This is a genomic window from Caloramator sp. E03 (assembly GCF_006016075.1).
Classification (GTDB): Bacteria; Bacillota; Clostridia; order Clostridiales; family Caloramatoraceae; genus Caloramator_B.
Genome location: NZ_CP040093.1, coordinates 782,358 through 807,370, shown reverse-complemented (window position 1 = coordinate 807,370; position 25,013 = coordinate 782,358). Strand labels below are relative to the sequence as shown.

24 protein-coding genes, 5 tRNA genes and 2 other annotated features are annotated in these 25,013 nt (G+C 32.7%); of the genes, 22 read left to right on the top strand and 7 right to left on the bottom strand.

Translation table 11 applies throughout. The annotated features are described in order from the left end of the window. Positions 1–18 precede the first annotated feature (18 nt). From FDN13_RS04120 to FDN13_RS04105, 4 genes are read left to right on the top strand one after another with little or no spacing between them, the layout of a single operon-like run. Positions 19–717 (top strand): HlyD family secretion protein, encoded by a 699-nt coding sequence (locus tag FDN13_RS04120; RefSeq protein WP_138979039.1) that lies wholly within the window; start codon positions 19–21, stop codon positions 715–717. 18 nt (positions 718–735) lie between these two features. Beyond that, a complete protein-coding gene (locus FDN13_RS04115; protein ID WP_138979038.1) occupies positions 736–1,881 on the top strand; it encodes an efflux RND transporter periplasmic adaptor subunit in 1,146 nt (381 codons plus the stop codon). Positions 1,882–1,906: 25 nt separating this feature from the next. Next, positions 1,907–3,631, top strand: a complete 1,725-nt coding sequence (locus tag FDN13_RS04110) for an ABC transporter ATP-binding protein (protein WP_138979037.1) — start codon at positions 1,907–1,909, stop codon at positions 3,629–3,631. Next, entirely contained in the window at positions 3,628–5,544 is a 1,917-nt protein-coding gene (locus tag FDN13_RS04105; RefSeq protein ID WP_138979036.1) for an ABC transporter ATP-binding protein, read from the top strand. The genes FDN13_RS04110 and FDN13_RS04105 overlap by 4 nt, the downstream gene beginning before the upstream one ends. 69 nt (positions 5,545–5,613) lie before the next feature. On the opposite strand, the gene dapD is transcribed toward FDN13_RS04105, so the two are convergent. The 5 genes from dapD to FDN13_RS04080 all read right to left on the bottom strand — a co-directional run bounded on the left by dapD (position 5,614) and on the right by FDN13_RS04080 (position 10,285). Next, on the bottom strand, positions 5,614–6,336 hold the full coding sequence (dapD, locus tag FDN13_RS04100; RefSeq protein ID WP_138979035.1) for a 2,3,4,5-tetrahydropyridine-2,6-dicarboxylate N-acetyltransferase: 723 nt from the start codon (positions 6,334–6,336) through the stop codon (positions 5,614–5,616). A gap of 26 nt (positions 6,337–6,362) precedes the next feature. Continuing rightward, a complete protein-coding gene (locus FDN13_RS04095) occupies positions 6,363–7,511 on the bottom strand; it encodes an aminotransferase A (RefSeq protein ID WP_138979034.1) in 1,149 nt (382 codons plus the stop codon). A gap of 69 nt (positions 7,512–7,580) precedes the next feature. Continuing rightward, complete coding sequence (gene dapB, locus FDN13_RS04090; RefSeq protein ID WP_138979033.1) at positions 7,581–8,342, bottom strand: 4-hydroxy-tetrahydrodipicolinate reductase; 762 nt, start codon at positions 8,340–8,342, stop codon at positions 7,581–7,583. A 7-nt stretch (positions 8,343–8,349) separates the two neighbouring features. Beyond that, entirely contained in the window at positions 8,350–9,231 is an 882-nt protein-coding gene (dapA, locus tag FDN13_RS04085) for a 4-hydroxy-tetrahydrodipicolinate synthase (protein WP_138979032.1), read from the bottom strand. Between the two features lie 70 nt (positions 9,232–9,301). Beyond that, positions 9,302–10,285, bottom strand: coding sequence for an aspartate-semialdehyde dehydrogenase (locus FDN13_RS04080; RefSeq protein ID WP_138979031.1), 984 nt, complete (start codon positions 10,283–10,285; stop codon positions 9,302–9,304). Positions 10,286–10,487: 202 nt separating this feature from the next. Between FDN13_RS04080 and FDN13_RS04075 the strand changes: the two genes are divergently transcribed. Continuing rightward, positions 10,488–10,721: a small, acid-soluble spore protein, alpha/beta type gene (locus FDN13_RS04075; protein ID WP_138979030.1), complete on the top strand. Its 234-nt coding sequence runs from the start codon at positions 10,488–10,490 to the stop codon at positions 10,719–10,721. 1 nt (position 10,722) lies between these two features. Here FDN13_RS04075 and FDN13_RS04070 read toward each other — a convergent pair whose 3' ends face one another. Continuing rightward, positions 10,723–11,682 (bottom strand): type I phosphomannose isomerase catalytic subunit, encoded by a 960-nt coding sequence (locus tag FDN13_RS04070; RefSeq protein ID WP_138979029.1) that lies wholly within the window; start codon positions 11,680–11,682, stop codon positions 10,723–10,725. Between the two features lie 88 nt (positions 11,683–11,770). Between FDN13_RS04070 and FDN13_RS04065 the strand changes: the two genes are divergently transcribed. The 7 genes from FDN13_RS04065 to FDN13_RS04035 all read left to right on the top strand — a co-directional run bounded on the left by FDN13_RS04065 (position 11,771) and on the right by FDN13_RS04035 (position 13,953). Then, positions 11,771–12,505, top strand: coding sequence for a class I SAM-dependent DNA methyltransferase (locus tag FDN13_RS04065; protein WP_138979028.1), 735 nt, complete (start codon positions 11,771–11,773; stop codon positions 12,503–12,505). A 1-nt stretch (position 12,506) separates the two neighbouring features. Beyond that, entirely contained in the window at positions 12,507–13,385 is an 879-nt protein-coding gene (gene hslO / locus FDN13_RS04060) for an Hsp33 family molecular chaperone HslO (protein ID WP_138979027.1), read from the top strand. A 169-nt stretch (positions 13,386–13,554) separates the two neighbouring features. Further along, positions 13,555–13,630, top strand: a tRNA-Val gene (locus FDN13_RS04055). Positions 13,631–13,635: 5 nt separating this feature from the next. After that, positions 13,636–13,712, top strand: a tRNA-Asp gene (locus FDN13_RS04050). A 4-nt stretch (positions 13,713–13,716) separates the two neighbouring features. Then, a tRNA-Phe gene (locus FDN13_RS04045) sits at positions 13,717–13,792 on the top strand. A gap of 5 nt (positions 13,793–13,797) precedes the next feature. Next, positions 13,798–13,873 (top strand) — tRNA-Gly (locus FDN13_RS04040). 5 nt (positions 13,874–13,878) lie between these two features. Beyond that, positions 13,879–13,953 (top strand) — tRNA-Cys (locus FDN13_RS04035). 233 nt (positions 13,954–14,186) lie between these two features. On the opposite strand, the gene FDN13_RS04030 is transcribed toward FDN13_RS04035, so the two are convergent. Continuing rightward, positions 14,187–15,365: an ISL3 family transposase gene (locus FDN13_RS04030; protein ID WP_138979026.1), complete on the bottom strand. Its 1,179-nt coding sequence runs from the start codon at positions 15,363–15,365 to the stop codon at positions 14,187–14,189. Positions 15,366–15,653: 288 nt separating this feature from the next. Between FDN13_RS04030 and FDN13_RS04025 the strand changes: the two genes are divergently transcribed. The 10 genes from FDN13_RS04025 (at position 15,654) to FDN13_RS03980 (ending at position 25,012) form a co-directional block, all read left to right on the top strand. Beyond that, positions 15,654–15,968: a hypothetical protein gene (locus FDN13_RS04025; RefSeq protein ID WP_243120263.1), complete on the top strand. Its 315-nt coding sequence runs from the start codon at positions 15,654–15,656 to the stop codon at positions 15,966–15,968. A 418-nt stretch (positions 15,969–16,386) separates the two neighbouring features. After that, positions 16,387–17,640 carry an MFS transporter gene (locus FDN13_RS04020; protein ID WP_138979025.1) on the top strand — a complete coding sequence of 418 codons (1,254 nt, stop codon included), beginning with the start codon at positions 16,387–16,389 and terminating at the stop codon, positions 17,638–17,640. Continuing rightward, on the top strand, positions 17,603–18,376 hold the full coding sequence (locus FDN13_RS04015; RefSeq protein ID WP_243120262.1) for a DUF6873 family GME fold protein: 774 nt from the start codon (positions 17,603–17,605) through the stop codon (positions 18,374–18,376). Before FDN13_RS04020 ends, FDN13_RS04015 begins: the two co-directional genes overlap by 38 nt. A 60-nt stretch (positions 18,377–18,436) precedes the next feature. After that, positions 18,437–19,363 carry a putative sporulation protein YtxC gene (gene ytxC, locus FDN13_RS04010; protein ID WP_138979024.1) on the top strand — a complete coding sequence of 309 codons (927 nt, stop codon included), beginning with the start codon at positions 18,437–18,439 and terminating at the stop codon, positions 19,361–19,363. 50 nt (positions 19,364–19,413) lie between these two features. Continuing rightward, positions 19,414–19,619: a binding site (T-box leader), on the top strand. 40 nt (positions 19,620–19,659) lie between these two features. Next, a complete protein-coding gene (gene thrS, locus FDN13_RS04005; RefSeq protein ID WP_138979023.1) occupies positions 19,660–21,573 on the top strand; it encodes a threonine--tRNA ligase in 1,914 nt (637 codons plus the stop codon). 42 nt (positions 21,574–21,615) lie between these two features. Further along, positions 21,616–21,735: a sequence feature (ribosomal protein L20 leader region), on the top strand. Between the two features lie 19 nt (positions 21,736–21,754). After that, positions 21,755–22,276: a translation initiation factor IF-3 gene (gene infC, locus FDN13_RS04000; RefSeq protein ID WP_243120261.1), complete on the top strand. Its 522-nt coding sequence runs from the start codon at positions 21,755–21,757 to the stop codon at positions 22,274–22,276. A gap of 22 nt (positions 22,277–22,298) precedes the next feature. Next, positions 22,299–22,496, top strand: coding sequence for a 50S ribosomal protein L35 (gene rpmI / locus FDN13_RS03995; protein ID WP_138979022.1), 198 nt, complete (start codon positions 22,299–22,301; stop codon positions 22,494–22,496). Positions 22,497–22,520: 24 nt separating this feature from the next. Continuing rightward, complete coding sequence (rplT, locus tag FDN13_RS03990) at positions 22,521–22,880, top strand: 50S ribosomal protein L20 (RefSeq protein ID WP_138979021.1); 360 nt, start codon at positions 22,521–22,523, stop codon at positions 22,878–22,880. A gap of 101 nt (positions 22,881–22,981) precedes the next feature. After that, a complete protein-coding gene (locus FDN13_RS03985; RefSeq protein WP_138979020.1) occupies positions 22,982–24,343 on the top strand; it encodes a TrkH family potassium uptake protein in 1,362 nt (453 codons plus the stop codon). Between the two features lie 12 nt (positions 24,344–24,355). Further along, positions 24,356–25,012, top strand: coding sequence for a potassium channel family protein (locus FDN13_RS03980; RefSeq protein WP_138979019.1), 657 nt, complete (start codon positions 24,356–24,358; stop codon positions 25,010–25,012). Position 25,013 lies beyond the last annotated feature (1 nt).

Genomic DNA, 25,013 nt, shown 5'->3' with positions numbered 1-25,013 from the left:
TAGAAAAGGAGGATATAAATGAAAAAGATAAAAGCCTTATTTGTTGTAATTTTGTTATTAATATTAATTGGTGGAGGTATTGGTATATATTATTATTTTTACAATGATAGCCACTACATAATAACAGATAATGCTCAGGTTTCAGCAAATATGGTTGCAATAACTCCAGAAGTGACTGGTAAAATTGATTCATGGAAAGTAAAAGAAGGAGATTTTGTAAAGAAAGGTCAAATTATTGGTCATCAGGATATAAGTGCTCTTATATCTAATAGTGCAATAAACCCACAATCTTTAAACAATGCAGCAGATCCGGTAATTTCAAAGGCTGATATTAAATCTCCTATAGATGGAAAAGTTGTATTATCAAGTGTTGTTATAGGGCAGGTAGTTTCTCCAGGAATTGAAATTGCAGAAATTGCAGATACGTCAAATATATATATAAAGGCTAATATTGAAGAAACAAGTATTTTAAAAGTAAAAGAAGGCCAGAGGGTAGATATAAAGATAGATGCATACCCAGGTAAAGTTTTTGAAGGATATGTAAAAAGTATTGGACAGGCAACGGAATCAGCCTTCTCATCATATTTGTCTTTAAATACGAGTGGGGAATATTCAAAGCAAACTCAATATATTCCCGTTAAGATAGGTATTCAAAATGCTGAAAGTTTAACATTAATGCCTGGTATGAATGCAACTGTAAAAATTTATATTAAGTAGATTGAGAGGTGGCAGAAAATGAAAAATAGAGTAGGTGTTATTTTAATAGCTTTGTCATTGTTAATTTTTACAATAGGATGTAATACAAAGACATCTGATGTTTCAAAAATAATAGATGTACAAATAATGTCAGCAAAGAAACAAAAGATTGATTCATCTTTAAGCATTTCAGGTGTTTTAGTTCCTGTAAAAACTGTTAATGTGTTTAGCAAATTAACAGGTCAGGTGGAAAATATAGGAGCTGATGTGGGGAGTAATGTTAAAGCTGGAGAGATAGTTGCTACTTTAGAGACTAAAACTTTAAATACTCAGCTTCAACAAGCTCAAGCGTCATTAAACTCAGCGTTAGTTTCTGAGCAAATAGCTAAAAATCAAGCTGAACAGTCTAAATTAAATTTTGAATCAGTAACAAGAGCTTATGAGAGAACAAAAGAATTATACAATTCTGGTGCTGTAAGCAAAGTAGAAATGGATGATATGACTACAAAATATGAAATTGCTAAAAAGCAATATGAACTTGCAACAGGTGCTTCTTTAAATCAAGCCAAAGCTGCAATCAGTTCTGCTCAAGCAAATATAAATAATATAAAGGTTCAGATTGAAAATGCAAATATTTTAAGCCCTTTAAATGGTGTTGTAGTTAATAGAAACATAAATGTCGGGGAATTAGCATCACCCTCTAATCCTCTTTTTACAATAGCTGATACTTCTACTCTTAAACTTAAAGGTACGATACCACAAAAATATATTCCATTTGTAAAGGTTGGACAGGATATTGATGTTCAGGTTGATATTTATCCAAATAAAATTTATAAAGGAAAAGTAAGCAACATTGGACCTATGGCAATAAATACAGGGATGTATTTTCCAATAGAGATCAGTATAAAAAATATTGATAATATTAAACCTGGAGTTTCTGCACATGCAGCTATAAATATTTCATCGGAGGAAGGAATAGTGATTCCAAGCTCTGCAATCATTCAAAATGATGGAGAAAGCTATGTATATGTTATAGAAAACAATATTGCTAAAAAAAGAATTGTTGAAGTTGGCGTAACAAATGATAATCAGTGTCAAATAATAAGTGGTTTAAATATGGATGAAAAGGTTGCTATTTCAAATGTAAATAACTTATTTGACAATGCAGCAGTAAATGTAAAATAAAAGTAATAGCACTGGGGATGATTATATGATAAAACTATTTAGATATTTAGATAGATTCAAATGGCTTGTTCTTTTTATTTTAACTTTTATGTTCTTTCAAGCCATTGCTGAACTTTATCTTCCAACGTTAATGTCTGATATTGTTAACAATGGAATGATGAAAGGGGATACGGCTTATATTTGGAAGTATGGTGGTTATATGCTTCTTGTTGCAGGGGCAAGCTCAATAAGCTCAATAGTCGGTAGTTTTCTTTCTGCAAAGGTAGCAGTTGGATTTGGAAAAATATTACGTGATAAGGTATTTACAAGGGTTGAGAGTTATTCATTAAATGAATTTGATAAAATTGGTACAGCTTCAATGATTACAAGGACAACAAATGACATTAATCAGATACAGACAGTGCTTGTAATGATGATGAGGTTTATGATTTATGCACCAATAATGTGTATTGGTGGAATAATAATGGCCTATTCAAAGGATAAAAGCCTAACTATAATACTTGCGGTTGTATTGCCTATATTTGTTGCAACTATTATTATTCTTGCAACTAAAGTTGTACCAATGTTTAAATCCCTTCAAAAGAAATTAGATAAACTCAATTTAATACTTCGTGAAAATTTAATTGGTATACGCGTTATTAGAGCTTTTAACAGAATTGGAACAGAAAAAGAAAGGTTTTTAAAAGCCAACAGAGATCTTACTGATACTTCAATTAGAGTAAATAAAATAATGGCAGCTATGCAGCCTATAATGATTCTTCTTATGAATTTTACAAACATAGCAATAATATGGTTTGCAGGTTTGAGAATTGGAGATAACAAATTAGAAATTGGTGATATGATGGCTTTTCTTCAATATGCAATGCAGATTATGTTTTCAATAATAATGGTGTCAATTATGTTTGTAATGGTTCCTCGTGCACAGGCTTCAGCTGATAGAATTAATGAAATATTTGACTTAGAACCAGAGATTAATGATCCTAAAGAACCAAAAGATAATTATAAAATAAGAGGGCATGTTGAATTTAAAAATGTAACATTTAGTTATTCAAAGGCTGAGCAGCCAGCTTTATGTGATATTTCCTTTGAAGCAAAACCAGGCGAAATTACTGCTATAATAGGTGGGACAGGATCTGGTAAGTCTACTTTAGTTAACCTTATTCCACGATTTTATGATGTAGATAGTGGAAGCGTGTTAGTAGATGGTGTAGATGTTAGGGAAATGTCTCAAAAGGAATTGAGATCAAAGATTGGATTTGTACCTCAAACTGCAGTTTTGTTTTCTGGTACAATTAAAGATAATATAAAATACGGAAAAGATGATGCAACGGAAGAAGAAATTATACATGCAGCAGAAGTTGCACAAGCAAGTGAATTTATTTCACAAATGAAAGATGGGTATGATTCCTTAGTATCTCAAGGGGGAACAAATCTATCTGGAGGTCAAAAACAGCGTCTTTCTATTGCAAGGGCCTTGGTAAAAAGACCTGAGATCTATATATTTGATGAGAGCTTTTCTGCACTTGATTTTAAAACGGATGCACAGCTACGTATGCAGCTTAAAAAAGAAACTAAAAACTCCACTGTTTTGATTGTTGCACAGCGTGTTGGTACTGTTATGGATGCAGATAAAATAATTGTTTTAGATGAAGGAAAAATAGTTGGGATAGGAAAACATAATGAATTATTAAAGACTTGTGAAGTTTATCGTGAAATAGTATCCTCCCAGCTTAAGGAGGAGATGGTATGAGTGAGAATAGAGGAGTAAAAAGACCAGCAGGACATAGAGGCCCAATGGGACCTGCTATGGGAATGCCAGTAGAAAAGGCAAAGGATTTTAAAGGTACAGTTATAAGATTAATTCAATATATGAAGCCTCAGAGGAGTAAATTCATTGCTGTTTTTGTCCTTGCTATTTTAAGTACAGTATTTAACATAGTTGGTCCCAAAATAATGGGAAAAGCAACAACAAAATTAGGTGAAGGCATATTGGCAAAATATGTGCATATATTACAGATTCAAGCAGCAATTCAAAAGAAAATGCCATCAAATGTTATAGCTAAACTTAAAAGTCAGCCTGTTCCTTCAATAGATTATAACTATATTGGAAGAATATTGATTATACTTTTAGGCTTATATATAATAAGTGCCTTATTTAATTTTTTAATGTCTTATGTTATGTCAAGCGTATCTCAAGAGATAGTTTTTAAGATGCGTTCTGAAGTTAAAGACAAGCTTGATAGGCTGCCTTTAAAATATTTTGATTCAAGAACCCATGGAGAAATATTAAGCCGAGTAACAAATGATATGGATAATATAGCAACAACACTGCAACAGAGTTTAACACAGCTTATTACTTCTGTTGTAACAATAATAGGTATATTAATTATGATGCTTTCAATAAGCCCTGTTATGACGCTGATAGCTCTTGTTACACTTCCTGCTTCTGGTATAATTACTTCTATTATTGCAAAAAAATCTCAAAAGTATTTTGCACAGCAGCAAAGGATAATTGGAGAGCTAAATGGTCATGTTGAAGAAATGTATACAGGGCATAAAATAGTCAAGGCTTTTGGACGAGAAGAAGATTCAATAAATAAGTTTAAAGAGATAAATGAAAAATTATATAGTGTTGGATGGAAGGCACAGTTTATGTCAGGATTTATAATGCCGGCATTAAACTTTGTAAACAATGTGGGATATGTTTTAGTTTGTGTTGTAGGTGGAGTTTTTGTTGCAAAGCGAAAAATTGAAATTGGAGATATACAGGCTTTTATACAGTATATGAGGCAATTTACACAACCGATTGTTCAAACTGCAAATATTGCTAATATTATTCAATCAACAGTTGCATCAGCAGAACGTGTTTTTGAAGTTCTTGATGAAGAGGAAGAAGTTCCAGAAAAGACTGATGCAAAGGTTATAGAATCTCCATTTGGTGAAGTTAATTTTGAACATGTAAAGTTTGGATATAAAGATGATGATATTTTAATGAAGGATATAAATATACATGTAAAACCAGGGCAAACAATTGCTATTGTAGGTCCAACAGGGGCAGGGAAAACTACTCTGGTTAATCTTTTAATGAGATTTTACGATGTTAAAGGTGGAAGAATAACAATAGATGGAATTGACATAAGAGATATGAAAAGAGGAGATCTAAGGAAAATTTTCGGTATGGTTCTTCAAGATACATGGCTGTTTAATGGAACTATAAGGGATAATATAGCTTATGGACGAGAAAATGCAACTGAAGAGGAAATTATTAATGCAGCAAAGGCTGCCCATGCGGATCATTTTATAAGAACATTACCACAAGGGTATAATACTATTATAAATGAAGAGGCATCAAATATTTCACAGGGACAAAAGCAGCTACTTACAATAGCTCGTGCTTTCTTAGCTAATCCATCAATATTGATACTTGATGAGGCAACAAGTAACGTTGATACAAGAACAGAAGTTTTAATACAAAAAGCTATGTCTAATCTCATGAAAGGACGTACAAGTTTTGTTATTGCCCATAGACTTTCTACAATCCGTGATGCTGACTTAATTCTTGTTATGAATCATGGAACAATAATTGAGCAGGGTACTCATAAAGAGCTTCTCGATAAAGGTGGATTCTATGCAGATCTTTATAATAGCCAATTTGTAAAATAGAATTAATAAAAATGCTGCTAAAATAAAAAATAATTTTATTTTAGCAGCATTTCTGTAAAAACATTATTTTTATTTTCTTAGATCTTCAAGTATTGCAGTCTTACTTTTTGTTTTTTCGTCAACTCTTTTGATAACCTTTGCAGGAGTTCCTGCAACAACAACTCCACTTTCAACGTTTTCTGTAACAACAGAACCAGCAGCAACAACAGACCCTTTACCAACTCTAACACCTTCAAGAATAACTGCATTTGCACCAATTAAAACGTCATCCTCAATAACAACAGGTTCGCTGCTTGGAGGTTCTAGAACTCCTGCTATTACAGCACCTGCTCCAACATGTACGTTTTTCCCAATTTTGCCCCTTGCACCAACAACGGCGTTCATATCAATCATTGCACCTTCACCTATTTCAGCCCCTATATTTATTACTGCACCCATCATAATAACGGCATTTTTGCCAATAGTGACTCCTTCTCTTATTATTGCTCCAGGCTCAATTCTTGCATCTACATTTCTAATATCGAGCATAGGTATTGCAGAGTTTCTTCTATCAAAATCAACTTTGAACTTTTTGATTTTATCTTTATTATTTTTTATAAATTCATCTATATCCCCATGTTCTCCAAAGAGTATGTAAAAACTGTTATCACCAAATATTTCAATTTTATCATCCTTAATTCCTTTAAGATCTCCGTCTATGTAAGCTCTAACTGGTGTAGTTTTTTTTGCTTCTTTTATATATCTTGCTATTTCGTATGGATTTGTTAAATCATATTTTTTTCCTTTGTTCATACTTATACCTCCAATTTATGATTATTTTATAAAGATTTTACGAACTGTTCTATTCTGTTTAGTCCATCTTCAAGTACATCCATTGAATATGCATAAGAAATCCTTATGAAACCCTCTCCATAGATTGAAAAGGCACTTCCAGGGACAACAGCAACTTTTTTGCTTTCAAGAAGCTTTAATGCAAAGTCAAAGGATGACATACCAAATTTACTAATTGAAGGGAATATGTAAAAAGCTCCATTAGGTTTTTCAACTTCAAAACCCATCTTAATTAATCTTTCGTATACATAGTCTCTTCTTTTTTTATACTCTAGTTTCATAACTAATGAATCATCAGCACCATTTGTTAAAGCTTCTAAAGCTGCATATTGGCTAATAGTACATGCACAGGTTGAATTATATTGATGAACCTTAATTGCATGTTTTGTTATATATGAAGGAGCAAATATAAATCCAATTCTAAAGCCAGTCATTGAATGGGATTTTGAAAGCCCATTTATAACTATGGCTTTGTTTTTAATAAAATCTATTGAAGCAATAGAATTATGTGGATAGTCATACACAAGCTCACTGTAGATTTCATCTGATAATATAAATATGTCTTTATCCTTAATAAGCTGTGCAATATCATAAAGTTCATCTTTAGATAAAACTACACCTGTAGGATTTGAAGGATAGGGGAGAATAATGCAGCGGGTATTAGATGTTAACTTTTCTTTAATCTTATTTGCTGTCAATTTAAAGCTACTATCCCTTACATCAACATATACAGGTTTTGCACCACAAAGTCTTATTATTGGTTCATACCCTGGATAAACAGGCCCAGGAAGTATCACTTCACATCCTTCCTCGAGTATTGTCCTAAGCGATGTATCAATTGCCTCGCTTGCCCCATTTGTTACTATTATTTCATCCTCATCATAGTAAAGGTTATATTTTGATATAAATTTTTTAGCAGCAGTTCTTAATTCCAAAAGACCTGCATTATGGGTATAAGCAGTTTTGTTGTTATCAAGGGCCAACTTGGTACTATCTTTTATGTGTTGTGGTGTTGGAAAATCAGGCTGACCAATAGTTAAGGATATAGTATCTTTATACTGAGAAACGAGATTATAAAACTTTCTTATCCCGGATATTTCTATTTCTTTTACTCTTTTATTTATAAGGTGCTCCATATTTTCATCCCTTCTTATAAATTATGCCCATAATACTAAAATTTTTAAAGTATTATGGGCTTCTAAAGGTTATTCTTCTTCAATAACATCCTTCATGCTGTAAAATCCAGGCTGCTTTTTAATTAAAAATTGAGCAGCTCTTATTGCACCATATCCAAATACATCACGTGAAAGTGCCTGATGGGATATTTCAACTATTTCTCCTCCACCTGCAAATATAACGTCATGTTCTCCAACTATTGCTCCACCTCTTACAGCATGGATGCCTATTTCATTTTTTGCCCTTTTTTCAGTTTTACCATACCTGCCATATTTATATTCAAATTTGTTATTAAGTGAATCGTTGATAGCATCTGCAATAGCAAGTGCAGTACCACTTGGTGAGTCAAGTTTTTGATTATGATGCTTTTCAACTATTTCTATGTCAAAATCCTTGTATAATACTGATGCAGCTTGTTTTACAAGGGATATAATAAGGTTAACCCCAAGGGACATATTAGCAGAGTTTAATATAGGTATATATTTTGAAGCATCTATTATTTTTTGCTTTTCTTCAGTTGAAAATCCTGTTGTACATATTACAAGAGGAACTTTTTTATCAAGTCCATATTTTAATATATCACTTATGCAGGAATGGTTCGAAAAATCTATAAGAACATCAACTTCTTCTTTAACTTCACTTAATGAAGTATAAACAGGATAGTTATTAGAAGCTTTATTAATATTGCTGTCAACACCACATACAATTTTTACATCACTCATATCTGAAATCAATCTTGTAATTACCTGGCCCATTCTACCATTGCAGCCATGAAGAAGAACTCTCATCAAATCACTCCTATATATTTATTCCGTAAGCAATCATTTCTTTTTTGAGAACTTCAAGACCTTTTGGGGACATTTCAACAAGAGGCAGCCTTAAGGATCCAACGTTCATTCCCATAAGATTCATTGCAGCTTTTACAGGGATAGGGTTAGTTTCTATAAACAGAGCCTTGATAAGTGGCAGCATCTTAAGTTGAAGTGCCCTTGAACCTTCTATATCTCCAGCAAAGTATTTTTCGCACAGATCATGGGTATCTCTTGGGAGAATATTAGCAACAACAGAAATTACTCCCTTTGCACCAAGGGATAAAAGAGGAAGTATTTGATCATCATTTCCTGAATAGATATCAAGATTATCACCACAAAGCTGAGCAATTTCTGCGATTTGTACAATATTTGAACTTGCTTCCTTTACTGCAACTATGTTGTCTATTTTTGATAGTTCATATAATGTCTCAGGAAGTATATTAAGCCCAGTTCTTGAAGGAACGTTATATATTATAATTGGTTTTGTAACTTGAGAGGCAATAGCTTTAAAGTGCTCAATACATCCCTTTTGAGTAGTTTTGTTGTAGTAAGGAGTTATAACTAAAAGGCCATCAACTCCTATGCTATCTGCCCATTTACTCATTTCAACTGCAGCTTTGGTATTGTTGCTTCCTGTTCCTGCAATAACAGGAACTCTACCTTTAACAACATCAACAGTAAACTTTATAGTCTCCTTTCTTTCTTGTTCACTCATTGTTGAAGCTTCGCCAGTTGTTCCACATACTATTATAGCATCTGTCTTTTCTTTTATATGCCACTCTAAAAGTTCTTCAAGTTTTTTGAAATCAACGCCAGTTTCATTAAAGGGGGTTATAATAGCTACTCCAGACCCTTTAAAGAGGCTCATTTTAATCATCCTTTCAAAACTATTATATATTTATATTATATGATTCAATATGTAATAATGGTAGTAAAAACTACTTAATTAAAAGCTGAGCTATTTGAACAGCGTTTGTTGCAGCCCCTTTTCTTATGTTATCTGCTACAACCCACATATTTATTCCTCTCTCTACGCTTTCATCTCTTCTTATTCTTCCAACGAATACTTCATCCTTACCAGCTGCATTTATTGGCATTGGGTATTTATTTGATGAAGGATCGTCTTCAATAATAACTCCGGGGGCATTTTTTAATGCATCATATATCTCATTTAGTTCAAAATCTTTATTGAATTCTACATTTATAGACTCACTATGTCCATAGAAAACAGGTACTCTTACAGTCGTTGCTGTTATTTTAAGGTCTTTTTTGTGCATTATTTTTCTTGTTTCATTTATCATTTTCATCTCTTCCTTAGTATATCCATTTTCAAGAAATACATCAATATGAGGAAGTACGTTGTAGGCTATAGGATGTGGAAACTTATTTTGAGGCATTCCCTTAACGCCATTAACAAGATCTTCATAGCCACCCATTCCAGCTCCTGAAACAGCCTGATAAGTTGAATAAACGATTCTTTTAATATCAAATTTATCATCAAGAGGTTTTAAAGCTACTACAGCCTGAATAGTTGAACAGTTTGGATTTGCAATAATTCCATTGTGCCATTTTATATCTTCAGGATTAACCTCAGGAACAACAAGTGGAACTGTATCGTCCATTCTCCATGCACTGCTATTATCAATAACTACACAACCCTTTGAAGCTGCAATTTTAGCGTATTTAAGGCTCGTAGAAGCACCTGCAGAAAAAAGCGCAATGTCAATTCCCCTGTCAAATGAATCTTCTTTTAATTCTTCAACCTCATATTCTTTTCCCTGAAACTTTAGTATTGTACCTTTTGATTTTGCAGATGCAAACACATAGAATTTATCAATTGGAAGATTCCTTTCTTCAAGTACTTCAAGGAATTTTCTTCCTACCATTCCAGTTGCACCAACAACAGCAAGTTTAATTCCCATAATATACCTCCTTATAAAGTCTTCAATTTATTTTATGTTTTATGATTATTAAAAAGTATTATAACATATTTAAAAAAGAAATAAAGATTCAAAACATTATATTTATGCAAAATATAATATAAAAATTACTTCTATGCAAAAATATTTGTACATAAAAATTATCGTTGTTGTAATAATAAAAATAAAGAGAGGAGGTATTTTAATGTCAACTCCTTTTAAAAAAATAGTAAAGGCAAAAATAAAAGCTAAAAAAGAACTTACGGAAGAAGAGAAGGAAAGAGAAAAAATAAAATATGAGATAGCTGAGGAACTTGGACTTTCTGAAAAAGTTAAAAAATATGGATGGAGTGGGTTAACGGCAGAAGAAACAGGAAGAATAGGTGGAATTATGACTCAAAAGAACAGGGAGTGTGGTAGAGTATGGAATAAAAAATAGACTATAAATAGGATTTTAAAAGAGTGATATCTCCCTTTATTTTATATTCCCCAGCATAAGCAGGTATTAGAAAACTACAGCCTAAAGGAATTTTGTAGCTTAAACCATTATGTAGAAGTTCCCCTTCACCTTCTATGGATAAATATGCATGGAATGTAAAGCCATTGCATATATCCTCATAAATTTCATTAACTTTTATTTTATCTACTGAAAAATATTCACATTTTGCTATATTTTCTATGCTGTATTTATCAAAAAATATTGTCTTTGGCTTGTTTATTGTTCCTTGAAAGTCAAAGTTTATAACATCAAGGGCTTTTTCAATATGAAGTTCTCTGTGATTTCCTTTTGAGTCAACCCTATTAAAATCATAAACTCTATATGTAGTATCGCTGTTTTGTTGTATCTCAGCTATTACTATACCTTCAAGTATTGCATGTATTGTACCTGTAGGTATAAATACAACATCTCCTTTTTTTACATTTACATAATTTACATATTCTTCGAGTTTACCTTCAGTTATTGCATTTTTAAAATCATATTTATTAACTCCTTTTTTAACTCCATATATAAGTTTTGCATCTTCCTTTGCATCAATTATATACCACATTTCTGTTTTTCCCATTTCGCCTTCATTTTCCATAGCGTATTTATCATCAGGGTGAACCTGAATAGATAGTTTGTCCTTTGCATCAATTAGTTTTATTAAAAGAGGAAAGGTTGAATGATTAGATACTTTGCTTCCAAGCAATTCCTTGCCGTATTTTTCTATAAGATTTTTTAGGCTATAGCCTTTTAATGGTCCCTGTGATACTATGCTTGTACCGTTTTTGTGGCAGCAAATCTCCCAACTTTCTCCTATATTTCCTTCAGGTAGTGAACGATTGAATAATCTTTCTAAATTTCTTCCTCCCCAAATAACATTTTTATATATTGGCTCAAAAAAGAGTGGGTAAAGCATAAAATTTAACCTCCTTATATCTACTCTATATTAAATTATACGTTATAATATATAAAGAAACAAATTAATTATTTAAGGTGGGACATATATGGAACAATATACAGCATTGTCAAAGATATATGATGATATGATTGATATTGATTATGATAAATGGATGAGATTTGTTGAAAACTATTTTAGTTGGAGTCTAAAAAATAAAAATATACTTGAACTTGCCTGTGGCACTGGAAATATGACTTTACGTCTTAAAGAGAAAGGATGTAATATTACAGCCTTTGATATATCAGAAGATATGTTATCTATAGCTGAGGAGAAGGCAAGGATAAACAGGCAGAAGATAAATTTTTTAAAGCAGGACATAAGAAGTTTTAATATAGATAAAAAATTTGATTATATATTTTGCTTTTGTGATGGCTATAATTATGTAATAGAAGATGATGATATAATAAAAAGCTTTAATAATGTGTATAAACACCTAATGCCCAATGGGTATTTCTTATTTGATATAAGTACTTCATATAAGCTTAAAAATATAATAGCTAATAATACTTTTACACTTAATGAGGAAAAGCTTTGTTATATTTGGGATAACTATTTAGATGGGGATATACTAGAAATGTATATAACCTTTTTTATAAAGGAAGGAGCTTTATATAAAAGATTTGATGAAAGACATATTCAAAAAGCTTATGAAGTTGATAAAATTATGCATTATCTCTCAATAATAGGATTTAAGGATATTAAAATCTTTGATGATTATACCCTGTCAGATATTAAAAATGACAGTTTAAGAGCAGTTATCATTGCCAAAAAGGAGGAATAATATGGGATATCTTTTAAGAGCTACTGTTTCAAATGGTGATATTAGAGTTTTTATGGTACATTCAACTGATATTGTTGAAAAAGCAAGAAAAATTCATAATTTAAGTCCAACAACTTCAGCAGCTTTAGGAAGGCTATTAACAGCTGGTTCAATTATGGGAGTAATGTTAAAGGGTGAAAAAGATAATTTAACTATAACAATGAATGGGGGAGGCCCTACTGGAAACCTTGTAGTTTGTTCTAATTCAAAAGGTAATGTAAAAGGATATATTTCAAACCCTTCAATTGACTTACCGCTTAACTTAAAAGGAAAATTAGATGTTGGAGGGGCTGTTGGGAAAAATGGAATGCTTACAGTAGTTAAGGATATGGGGCTAAAAGAGCCTTATGTTGGTCAGGTGCCTATTCAGACTGGGGAAATAGCTGAGGATCTTGCATATTACTTTGCAGTATCAGAGCAGGTACCATCTGCAGTAGTGCTTGGGGTTCTTGTCGATACTGATACAACTATTAAAGCAGCAGGAGGTATATTAATTCAAATGCTTCCTGGTGCCAATGAGATGCTTGGGGATATAATAACCTTTAGGCTTCATGAAATACCACCTTTATCAAAGCTTATTGCAGAAGGTAAAAGTGGAGAGGATATATTAAACATGTTATTTGATGATATGGATCTTAAAATATATGAGAAAATCGAAGTTGACTATATATGTGACTGTTCAAAGGAAAGGGTTGAAAAGGCTCTAATTGCCCTTGGGAAGGATGAGCTTATTAAAATAAAGAATGAAGATAAAAAAATTGAAATGCAGTGTCATTTTTGCAATGAAAGATATGTCTTTAGTGAAGATGAAATAGAAAAGCTTATTGAATGTGCCCAATAATTATTGGGCACAAAGTTTTTTAAAAGATTTATTAAAAAGATGTTGACATAAGTAAGATTATAAGCTATTATATTAATTGTTCGCTGCAAAGCTTGTTAAAATAAAAAAAGAAGTTTGCGGTTGACAAAGTAGAGTATGCATGGTACAATAATAATCGTCACAAGAATTTGGGAGCATAGCTCAGCTGGGAGAGCATCTGCCTTACAAGCAGAGGGTCATAGGTTCGAGCCCTATTGTTCCCACCACTTGCGGCCCAGTAGCTCAGTTGGTTAGAGTGCCGGCCTGTCACGCCGGAGGTCGAGGGTTCGAGCCCCTTCTGGGTCGCCAACATGGCCAGATAGCTCAGTCGGTAGAGCAGTGGACTGAAAATCCTCGTGTCGCTGGTTCGATTCCGGCTCTGGCCACCATCTATGCGGGAGTGGCTCAGTTGGTAGAGCGTCACCTTGCCAAGGTGAACGTCGCGGGTTCGAGTCCCGTCTTCCGCTCCATATATGGCGCCATAGCCAAGCGGTAAGGCAGAGGTCTGCAAAACCTTTATTCCCCAGTTCAAATCTGGGTGGCGCCTCCAAAGAAAAGCCTGTAATCTCAAAGGTTACAGGCTTTAAAGTTTTTTGTGATTTTTATTTTTCTTTCGGCTCTTTGTCAATTGTTGGGGCGGGTATTCGATTAGAATGCCTGTCCTATCTTGTTTGAGAGTTATTTTAGAAAGATAAGTTAGATTGGGGAGAGTATCCCACAAAAATTGCAGGACAAAAAGACCAACGTGAGTTGGTTTTCTAAAATTTGGTATTATAATTTACTTTAATTACAGCAATGAAGAATTCTATTTCTAAACCTATCAAAGTTTTTGAAGCCGAAGGCATTTCTTTTAATAACTTTAATTTTGTTATTAAAGCCTTCAGTGCAAGCATTTGTATATGGTATATCAAAAGAATTCACTATTTCATTAAAATACCTGATATAAGTATTAGCACATCTTTCAAATTCTTTAAGGCCGCTACTTTGTGCAAACTTAATCCATTCCTTTAATAAAGTACGAGCTTCTTTAGAAGAAGAGGTAGTATCAATTATTTTTAATAGTTTTTCTTTTAAGGTATGAGCAATAGCTAAATCGCTATTGTAAGAAAACATAACTTGTAATGCGAACTTTGAATCTTCATCAAGTAAGTCAAATCTTTTAAGAATAAGTTTTTTGCTTCTTTTAAAGTATTTTCTTAATTTAACAGATAGCTCTTTTTGAACACGTTTTCTAACTGCTTCTACAGCCCACATAGCGTGCCTAATATAATGGAATTTATCAATAACAATAATAGCATTTTTAAAGTAAGTTTTAGCTAAATCAATATAAGGTTGCCACATATCACAAATAAAATATTCAACACTATCGCGATTTTTAATTTTTTTAAAGTAGTCCGATAGGACGTGAAACTGTCTATCTTTAATAATATCAATAATTTTTCTATTAACAGGGTCAACGATAGAACAATGATATTTAGCACCACCAGAATTACCTTTAAATTCATCAATAGCAATAATTTTAGGTAAAGTAGTAGCAGCAGAATAAGACACATTATTGAAAATGCGTTTTATAGTATCAACAGATAAGTTAACTTTTTTAGCAACACTTGACATACTACAAGTATTAGCAAGTTCATTAATTACATACAGAGATAGAAGATTGGTGATTCTATGATATCGAGGAAGAAATTCAATACTTTCATAGAATCTCTTACCACAAACATTACAACGATACCTACGTTTTTTAATAATAAGAACCGTAGGTTTTAAGAAAAAAGGAAGATGTTTAACACGTTGAATTCTATAGTCGTGAACTCTACGAGTTTCAGAATTACAACGAGGACAAGTATGAGGCTTCTTTTTCATTTCTAAATAAATTTCATAGCAAACATTATCAAGTACTTTTGTTATAATAACATCTTTAAAACCCAGTAAATTTTTGATAAAATAATTATTGTGCACTTGTTGGATGCCTCCTTTCAGGTAATATTTTTGTAGTTAATTTAATTTTACCAGGCATCTAAAACAGGTGCATATTTTTTTGTAAAAAAATATGCTGGGGCTACGCCCCAACATATATTATAGAACCTTTCTTTCCTGTGACAACAAATTGATAACATTTTAAAACATATTCCTGAATTAATAATAATGGTTTTAAATATATCATCACAAGCAATGTCTATCTTAAGAGATTATATACCTTTGATTAATAAGTTATTTGTGGTAAAATATATTTGTGGAGGTGAGGTCATGGACAAAGAAGTTATTGAATTGCTTATGGAGTTTAAAAAAGAAGTAAATGAACAGTTTAAAGAAGTAAGGGAACAGTTTAAAGAAGTAAATAAACAGTTTCAAGAAGTAAATGCGAGATTAGATGAGCATACTCAAATATTAAGAGCATTAGAGCATAGTGCACAGGTTAATAAAGCTGAACATGATAATATGCTTAACGATATAGCATACATGAAGGGACAAATTGAATCAATAAGAAGGGATTTGAGCAGGGTCGAAGAGGCTACGGCTAGCAACTGGGTTGATATTGCACGGCTCAAAGCTGTAAGATAAACCATTAAAGCTAAGGAAGATGATCTTTAGCTTATTTTTTTTGTAAAAGTATTGACAAGCTTCAAAATGATAAAAGCTTAAGGGGACGGTTAGTGTGAAAATGTTCATTTACAAAAAAGGAAAAAAGTTCAAGACAAGGGACGGTTACTTATTTCATACACAATATCTGCAAAATCAGGGGGACATGCATAAAATATTATGTCTATTATTTAATATAATAAGTAACCGTCCCTTCTGTTACCTTTGAAAAAGTTTGTCACTTGTCAACTAGGTGGAACATTTTTCTTCTTTTCTCCATCTCCGGTGCCAGGCACCAGGGATGGAGAAAACTTTTTTGCACTAACAGGTCCCTAAAATCAGCGTTTTTGTATTGTACATTTTAGCAAATTGGTTTAAGATGTTATGGGGGTGGTGTTAAATGAATGTTAAAGATAAGTTAAGGGAATATTATCCTGCCTTTACTCATAGGAACTTCAAATTATTTTGGACTGGACAAGTAATATCCCTTATTGGCAGCTGGATGCAAAACGCTGCTCTAAATTGGCTTGTTTATTCGATAACTAATCATAGATTTCTTCTTGGTCTTATGAGTGCAGTTCAGTTTACTCCTCTATTTTTATTTTCTCTTTATGCAGGTCTTATTATTGAAAAGTATCCAAAGAGAAAAATAATAATAGCAACTCAAACTTTTCAGCTTATAGCTGCTTTTTTACTGTTTTTTATGGTTTTCTTTAATAAAACTAACTATATACTAATATTGCTTATTTTATTCTGTATTGGAACGGTACAAACATTTGACAATCCAGCAAGACAGGCTTTTGTTGTTGAGATGGTAGAAGGAAGAGCTCACCTATTAAATGCAATAGCTCTTAACTCTGCAGCCTTTAACGGTGCAAGGCTTATAGGTCCTGCCTTTGCAGGAAGGATAATGGCAGATCTTGGGGTAAGGTGGTGCTTCTTTTTAAATGCTATAAGCTTTATTGCAGTTATAATAGGTCTTTTTATGATGAAGATGGATGATAAACCTTCAAAAAAGGATATAATAAATCCAAGAAAAGAGATTATAGAAGGATTAAAATATATCGGAAAAACTCCAAAGCTTTTATATACTATAATATCTACTGCTATAATACCTACATTTTGTATAAACTTTAATATACTTGTTCCACCTTATACGAGGGATGTTCTTCATCTTAGCGAAAAGGCCTTTGGAATGCTCCTATCAAGCCTGGGTTTTGGGGCTTTAATAAGTGCTCTTACCGTTGCAGCAAAAGGAAAGAAAGAAAAGGCGTTTTTATATCAGTTGGTAGGTTCCTTGGGGCTCTCAGCAGCTTTAATTATAACGGGATTAATAACTAACTATTATTATTCTCTTTTATCTTTAGCTGTCTGTGGTTTTTTTATGATTATGTTTACTACCACATCAAACAGTGTACTTCAATACTATTCTCCAGATGAGATGAGGGGGAGGATAATGAGCGTATATTCTCTTGTATTTGGAGGTCTTGTACCTGTTGGAAGCTTATATGCAGGAGCTGTTTCAAAATTTTTAGGGACAAACAATGCTTTTATAATAAGTGGAGTAATTGGATTTATGGGATTTTTGCTGCTTTTTTCAAGAAGGAGAGAATTACATGATGGAAAATTACGTAAAAATACCAAATCTTCCTGAGAATAATATAAGCCTTGCTATTGTTGACGGAAGAATACCAAGTGATATTGAAAGGGAGCTTTATAAAATGAATATAAGGCTTATAAAAACAAAGAAAGTTCAGAGCCTTTATGAAGCCATATCTTATCATCCTGATATTATGGTTCATCATCTTGGAGGGAAGGATATAATTGTGGCTCCAAATATAGACAATTCTTTAGTATATCAGCTTGAAAATGAAGGATTTAACATAATTATAGGTAAAAGCATATTATATACAAAATATCCTTATGATATATATTATAATGCTGCAAGAATAGGTAAGTATCTTGTATGTAATGAAAGGTTTACTGATGAGATTCTTCTTCATGAGATTTATAAGAGAGGAGTTAAAGTGATAAATGTTAAACAAGGTTATTCAAAATGTTCTATTTGTATAGTTGATAGTAATAGTGTGATTACCTTTGATAAAGGAATAAAAAAAGAATTAGACAAATATAATATAAATACCCTGCTTATCACTCCTGGTCATATAAAATTGTTTAATCTCAATTATGGTTTTATTGGAGGTAGTTGTGGAAACTTGTCTAAAGACAAAATAGCTTTTTTTGGAAATTTAAAACTTCATCCGGATCATGAGGAAATATATTCATTTGTGAAAAAATATGGAAGAAAAGTAATTAATTTAAGTGAAAATATAATAATTGACTTGGGGACATTAATACCTTTGAAAGAATATAGTATATTAATGCAATAATTTTTTCCTGTATAGCATTTTAATGCGCACATATACTATTCTTGAAGGGAGTGATAAAGCTTGATTCTCCTGTCAGTTGGATATAGCAGAAAAAGTAGGGATATAATAAATAGTTTTTCAGATTTATGCAAGTTCTTCAAGGATAAAGGAATGAATATTGCAATCGTTGAAAATGATGTAGGTAATATGCATAATATAAAATGTATACTCAGGGATACTGAGAATGACATAAAGTTATTCGAAGATTACCGAGATATGTTTTATCTTTATGCTTCAAATATAATATACGATTTTATATGCCAAGAATATGAGTTGTCTTTAATGGATAAAATTTTAAAGGAGCGATATAGCTATCTATCTGGTGAAGACTTGACTGAAATAAAAAAACGATGTAGTTCTGTTATTATGGGATTTGGGATTTTTGATGCAGAGAACATATTAACTACTATAAATAGAAAAAACAACATGATAAAAAAGATTGAAGAATTTTTACAAGAAAGCAATGAGATAATACTTGATGGATTTATAACTTTTAGATTAAAGGAAATGAACTCAGAGATAATAAGTATTATTGATGGCGTTGTTGAGGAATATGTACTTGAAAAAGAATATAGTGAGTTTATCAAGCTTTTGAAATATTTTGTTGAAATACAAGAAAGTAGATATGATTTAATAAACATAATTATAAATGAAAAAGGAGAATATACAATAAAAGATGAAAATGGAAACAGCATAACTAAAGAGTTTTTTGAAGATTTTGATATTGACAATATAAAAGGTGAAATAAATAAACATGATATGCTAATTAGTGCTCTTATAACTTGTTCCCCTAAAAAAATAATCATACACGGAATTGAAAATGCGCAATGTGAAGAAACAATGGAAACTATAAAGAGCATATTTTTAGATAAGATAACTATTTGCTCTGGCTGTGAACTCTGTAAGAATTTAAAAATACCAGCAAAGACTCAAAAACCCGAATTATAAAATAAGGTTGACAAAAGTTTTAAATAATTATAAAATATATTCCAAAGGTGTAAGAAGCGATGACTGGGACGAGTAAATTCACGATTGTTATTAGAGAGGGAAGCCCAAAGGCTGAAAGGTTTCCTTAACATAGTGGATTGAAAACCACCCAGAAGCTCCATCCTGAATTAAGTAAGGATAGGCGTTCGCAGCGTTAATGCATAAAGTGGGCTTTGCCAATTTGGGTGGAACCGCGGGAATATTTCCCGTCCCTTAGTGGACGGGTTTTTTATTTTTTGTATGAAAGGAGAAAAGGTATGATAAAAATTACTTTAAAGGACGGAAAAGTACTTGAATTTGAAGGCCCTATTAAGGCTGAAGAAGTTGTAAAGAAAATAGGAATGGGACTTTATAAGGCGGCATTAGCTATAAAAATCAATGGAGAAGTTAAAGATCTTATGGCGCAAATAGATAGTGATTGTAATATTGAAGTTTTAACTTTTGAAGATGAAGATGGAAGATGGGCACTTAGACATACTGCATCCCATATACTTGCTCAGGCTGTTAAAAGGCTCTATCCAAATGTTAAACTTGCAATAGGTCCTGCAATAGATACAGGGTTTTACTATGATTTTGATGCGGATTTTTCAATAACTCCTGAAATGCTTGAAACTATAGAAAAGGAAATGGAAAAAATAATAAAAGAGGATTTAAATCTTGAAAGATTTGAACTTCCAAGACAGGAAGCTATAAAGTTTATGGAAGAAAAGGGTGAGTCTTATAAGGTTGAGCTTATTAATGATCTTCCAGAGGATGCTGTAATATCTTTCTATAAACAGGGTGAATTTGTGGATCTTTGTGCTGGTCCCCACGTACCATCAACAGGTAAGGTTAAGGCTGTTAAACTTTTATCTGTTGCAGGGGCTTACTGGAGAGGAAATGAGAAAAACAAGATGCTCCAGAGAGTTTATGGTACGGCATTTACAAAAAAGAGTGAGCTTGATGAATATTTAAAAATGCTTGAAGAGGCTAAAAAGAGGGATCATAGAAAGCTTGGTAAAGAGCTTGATTTGTTCTCAATACATGAGGAAGGTCCAGGGTTCCCATTCTTCCATCCAAAGGGAATGGTAATTAGAAATATGCTTGAAGATTTTTGGAGAAAGGAACATACTAAGAGAGGTTATAAGGAGATTAAAACCCCAATAATATTAAATGAGGCACTTTGGCATCAGTCAGGGCATTGGGATCATTATAAAGAAAATATGTACTTTACAAAGATAGATGAAATGGATTATGCTATAAAACCTATGAACTGCCCAGGAGGAATACTAGTGTATAAAAATACTATGCACAGCTATAGAGAACTTCCTCTTAGAATGGGAGAGCTTGGGCTTGTACATCGCCATGAGATATCCGGTGCACTCCATGGACTTATGAGGGTTAGATGTTTCACACAGGATGATGCTCATATATTCATGATGCCATCCCAAATAAAGGATGAAGTTTTAGGTGTTATTAACCTTACAGATTATGTATATAAACTTTTTGGATTTGAATATCACGTTGAACTTTCAACAAGGCCAGAAAATTCAATGGGAAGTGATGAAGACTGGGAACATGCAACAAACTCATTAAAAGAGGCTCTTGAGGCTGCTAAGCTCGATTATAAGATTAATGAGGGAGATGGAGCTTTTTATGGGCCCAAGATAGATTTTCACCTCAAGGACTGCATAGGAAGAACATGGCAGTGTGGTACTATACAGCTTGATTTTCAAATGCCCGAGAGATTTGATTTGACTTATGTAGGTGAAGATGGAGAAAAACATAGGCCTGTAATGGTTCATAGAACAATCTTTGGAAGTATTGAGAGGTTTATAGGAATATTAATAGAGCAATATGCAGGGGCATTCCCAACATGGCTTGCTCCAGTACAAGTTAAGATTCTTCCTGTAACTGATAGGGCAAACGAATATGCAAAGCAGCTTGAAGAAAAATTAAAAGAACTTGATATAAGAGTTGAACTTGACCTTAGAAATGAGAAAATAGGATATAAAATAAGGGAAGCCCAGCTTGAAAAGGTACCTTATATGATAATACTTGGTGATAAAGAAGTTGAAGCAGGAAATGTATCAGTTAGGGCAAGGAAAGATGGAGATTTAGGAAGCATGGAATTTAATGCTTTCCTTGCAAAGATAAAAGAAGAAATAGATAAGAAAATAAGCCATATTTAATAAAATTTTATTGACACAGAATAATATATATGGTATAGTAACAATGTTAAGAAGAAGCCATCCGCTTCTCACCTTACAGCCAAGGCTCGTAAGGTTATCAGGCCCAGTTGTAATGTGTATATTATGCGGATGGAGTGCGTCCATTCGCTTTTTCTATGCCTTTTTTCCAAAATTTTGGGAGGTGAATGTTATTAGTAAACAATATTTAATTAACGAAGAAATTCGTGAAAAGGAAGTTAGGGTAATTGACAGCGAAGGTAACCAGCTTGGCATTATGTCATCAAAAGAAGCTCTCCAAATTGCAGAGTCTAAACAGCTTGACCTTGTAATGATTGCACCAGTGGCAAAACCACCTGTATGCAAGATTATGGACTATGGAAAGTTTCTCTATGAGCTTCAGAAGAAAGAAAAGGAAGCAAGAAAAAAGCAGAAGGTTATCAATGTAAAAGAAGTACGTTTAAGTCCTGTTATTGAAGAACATGATATTAATGTTAAAGCAAGAAATGCAGAAAAATTTTTAAGGGATGGCGACAAGGTCAAGGTAACTATGAGATTTCGTGGTAGAGAAGCAGATTATACTCACTTTGGAGAAAAAATATTAAAGGATTTCGCACAAAAACTCCAAGAAGTGAGTTTAATAGAAAAAGAACCAAAACTTGAAGGAAGAAATATGATAATGATTTTAAGTCCTAAGAAAGTTTGATATTAAGAGAGGAGGAAAAATTATGCCAAAAATGAAAACTCATAAGGGTGCAGCTAAAAGATATAGAAAGACTGCAAGTGGCAAATTTAAGAGAGCCCATGCATTTCACAGCCATATTTTAACTAAAAAGAGTTCAAAGAGAAAGAGAAATTTAAGAAAAGGTGCTTATGTAAATAAAGTAGAAGCAAGTAAGATAAGGAAGTTATTACCTTATCTATAATGATAAATAGAAGGAGGGAATGTTATGGCAAGAGTTAAAAGAGCAGTTCATGCACATAAAAAACGCAGAAAGATAATGAAGCTTGCAAAGGGATATTATGGTGGAAAGAGTAAGCTCTATAGAATCGCAAAACAAGCGGTAATGAGAGCATTAAGCAGTGCATATACAGGAAGAAAACTTAAAAAGAGAGATTTTAGAAAACTTTGGATTGCAAGAATAAATGCTGCTGCAAGAGCAAATGGTCTTTCATATTCAAAATTTATAAATGGGCTTAAGCTTGCAGGTGTTGACATTAACAGAAAGATGCTTGCAGACATTGCAGTTAATGATGAAGCAGCTTTTACTGAACTTGTTAATATTGCAAAAGAAAAGCTTAATGCATAATATAACGAGGCCTGTTTTTCAGGTCTCTTTGCTTTATGTAATAAAAGTGATAGAATTAGTAGGAATAGATTTTGTATGCTTTTGTCTTAGGAGGTTATAGTATGCTTATAAAAGAAGAGGCAGGCAGATTAAAGTTTATAAAACTTGAACCTGTGCAAATACTTGCCCTTGGATTTGCTACGGTTATATTTATAGGAGCACTATTGCTTTGCTTGCCTATATCTTCAGCAGACGGAAATTCAACTCCTTTTATCGATTGTATTTTTACTTCAACATCAGCAGTTTGTGTTACAGGTCTTGTTACTTTAGATACAGGAACACATTGGTCTATTTTTGGCCAGTTGATAATTATTATTTTAATTGAAATAGGTGGACTTGGGTTTATGACTTTTGCGACCTTCTTTGCAGTAATACTTGGAAGAAGGATTTCACTTCGTGAAAGGCTAATAATGCAGGAAGCTTTTAATGCTTTTAATATTCAAGGCATGGTAAGGCTTATGCTTTATGTTATGGGAATAACTTTTGCAATTGAAGGTATCGGTGCTATAATATTAATGACACAGTTTATACCTATGTATGGGATTGCTAAAGGTATATATTATGGAATATTTCATGCTGTTTCAGCTTTCTGTAATGCTGGTTTTGACCTTATTGGGGATTTTAAGAGCTTAACTCCATTCGTTGAAAATACAACTATAAATCTGACGATATGTTCTCTAATTGTAATTGGAGGTATAGGATTTGCAGTTGTTACTGAAATTATAAACAACAGGGGATTTAAAAGGCTTTCACTTCATACAAAGGTAGTACTTACAACAACAGCAATACTTATTTTATCAGGTGCAGTTTTATTCTTTCTATTTGAATATGCTAATCCCAAAACAATGCAGCCATTAAGTTTAAAGGGGAAGATACTTGCAAGTATATTTGCAGCAATAACTCCAAGGACTGCTGGTTTTAATACTATATCAACATCTGATATGACTACGGCAGGTAAGTTTCTTACTATAATATTGATGTTTATAGGAGCATCTCCAGGTTCAACAGGAGGAGGAATTAAAACATCAACCTTTACCCTTATTTTTATGACAGTTATTTCTGTAATAAGAGGAAGGGAAGATACTGAGATATTCAGGAAAAGGATAGGAAGATCCCTTGTATACAGGGCGTTGGCAATAATAATTATATCCTTTGGGCTTGTAATGTTAACTACGATGATTCTTTCAATAACTCAAGAAGGGGATTTTATTGAATATTTATACGAAGCAACTTCTGCTTTTGGTACTGTAGGTTTAACTCTTGGGCTTACTACAAGGCTGACTTTAATAGGAAAGATAATAATAATAATTACAATGTATGCTGGAAGAGTAGGACCTTTAACATTAACTTTTGCCTTTGCAAGAAGGGCACAGATAGGAAATACAAACGTTAAATATCCAGAAGATAAGCTGCTTGTTGGATAAAGGAGGATTTGTATGTTATCAAAACAATTTGTTGTAATAGGTCTTGGGAGATTTGGTTCAAGCGTTGCAACAACTTTATACTCCCTTGGAAATGAGGTACTTGCGATAGATACTGACGAAGAAATAGTACAAAGTATATCAAACAGTGTAACCCATGCAGTACAGGCAGATGCAACAGATGAGGCTACTTTGCGTTCCCTTGGCATTAGAAATTTTGATGTTGCAGTTGTAACAATAGGCTCTGATATACAATCAAGTATCATGATAACCCTTCTTTGTAAAGAGCTTGGTGTAAAATATGTTATTGCAAAGGCTCATAATGAAATGCATGCAAAGGTTTTATATAAAATAGGAGCAGATAGAGTAGTTTTTCCAGAAAGGGATATGGGAGTTAGAGTTGCTCACAATCTTTGTTCATCAAATATTCTAGATTATATAGAGCTTTCTCCTGATTATAGTATTATGGAATTAGAAGCGATACATGAATGGGAAGGTAAGTCCTTAAGGGAGCTTAATATGAGGAGCAAATATGGAATAAACGTTATGGCTATTAAAAGAAATAACGATATTAATATATCTCCAAATGCAGATGATAAAATTTATCATGGAGATGTTCTTGTAGTAATTGGAGGTACAGAAGATTTAAAAGTTCTTGAGAGGAGCAAATAAT

Bases quoted from the DNA above. Each gene is read 5' to 3' on its own strand.
- FDN13_RS04120 (WP_138979039.1), top strand. From the start codon at position 19: ATGAAAAAGATAAAAGCCTTATTTGTTGTAATTTTGTTATTAATATTA.
- FDN13_RS04115 (WP_138979038.1), top strand. From the start codon at position 736: ATGAAAAATAGAGTAGGTGTTATTTTAATAGCTTTGTCATTGTTAATT.
- FDN13_RS04110 (WP_138979037.1), top strand. From the start codon at position 1,907: ATGATAAAACTATTTAGATATTTAGATAGATTCAAATGGCTTGTTCTT.
- FDN13_RS04105 (WP_138979036.1), top strand. From the start codon at position 3,628: ATGAGTGAGAATAGAGGAGTAAAAAGACCAGCAGGACATAGAGGCCCA.
- dapD (WP_138979035.1), bottom strand. From the start codon at position 6,336: ATGAACAAAGGAAAAAAATATGATTTAACAAATCCATACGAAATAGCA.
- FDN13_RS04095 (WP_138979034.1), bottom strand. From the start codon at position 7,511: ATGGAGCACCTTATAAATAAAAGAGTAAAAGAAATAGAAATATCCGGG.
- dapA (WP_138979032.1), bottom strand. From the start codon at position 9,231: ATGAGCCTCTTTAAAGGGTCTGGAGTAGCTATTATAACCCCCTTTAAT.
- FDN13_RS04080 (WP_138979031.1), bottom strand. From the start codon at position 10,285: ATGGGAATTAAACTTGCTGTTGTTGGTGCAACTGGAATGGTAGGAAGA.
- FDN13_RS04075 (WP_138979030.1), top strand. From the start codon at position 10,488: ATGTCAACTCCTTTTAAAAAAATAGTAAAGGCAAAAATAAAAGCTAAA.
- FDN13_RS04070 (WP_138979029.1), bottom strand. From the start codon at position 11,682: ATGCTTTACCCACTCTTTTTTGAGCCAATATATAAAAATGTTATTTGG.
- FDN13_RS04065 (WP_138979028.1), top strand. From the start codon at position 11,771: ATGGAACAATATACAGCATTGTCAAAGATATATGATGATATGATTGAT.
- hslO (WP_138979027.1), top strand. From the start codon at position 12,507: ATGGGATATCTTTTAAGAGCTACTGTTTCAAATGGTGATATTAGAGTT.
- FDN13_RS04025 (WP_243120263.1), top strand. From the start codon at position 15,654: ATGGACAAAGAAGTTATTGAATTGCTTATGGAGTTTAAAAAAGAAGTA.
- FDN13_RS04020 (WP_138979025.1), top strand. From the start codon at position 16,387: ATGAATGTTAAAGATAAGTTAAGGGAATATTATCCTGCCTTTACTCAT.
- FDN13_RS04015 (WP_243120262.1), top strand. From the start codon at position 17,603: ATGATGGAAAATTACGTAAAAATACCAAATCTTCCTGAGAATAATATA.
- thrS (WP_138979023.1), top strand. From the start codon at position 19,660: ATGATAAAAATTACTTTAAAGGACGGAAAAGTACTTGAATTTGAAGGC.
- rpmI (WP_138979022.1), top strand. From the start codon at position 22,299: ATGCCAAAAATGAAAACTCATAAGGGTGCAGCTAAAAGATATAGAAAG.
- rplT (WP_138979021.1), top strand. From the start codon at position 22,521: ATGGCAAGAGTTAAAAGAGCAGTTCATGCACATAAAAAACGCAGAAAG.
- FDN13_RS03985 (WP_138979020.1), top strand. From the start codon at position 22,982: ATGCTTATAAAAGAAGAGGCAGGCAGATTAAAGTTTATAAAACTTGAA.
- FDN13_RS03980 (WP_138979019.1), top strand. From the start codon at position 24,356: ATGTTATCAAAACAATTTGTTGTAATAGGTCTTGGGAGATTTGGTTCA.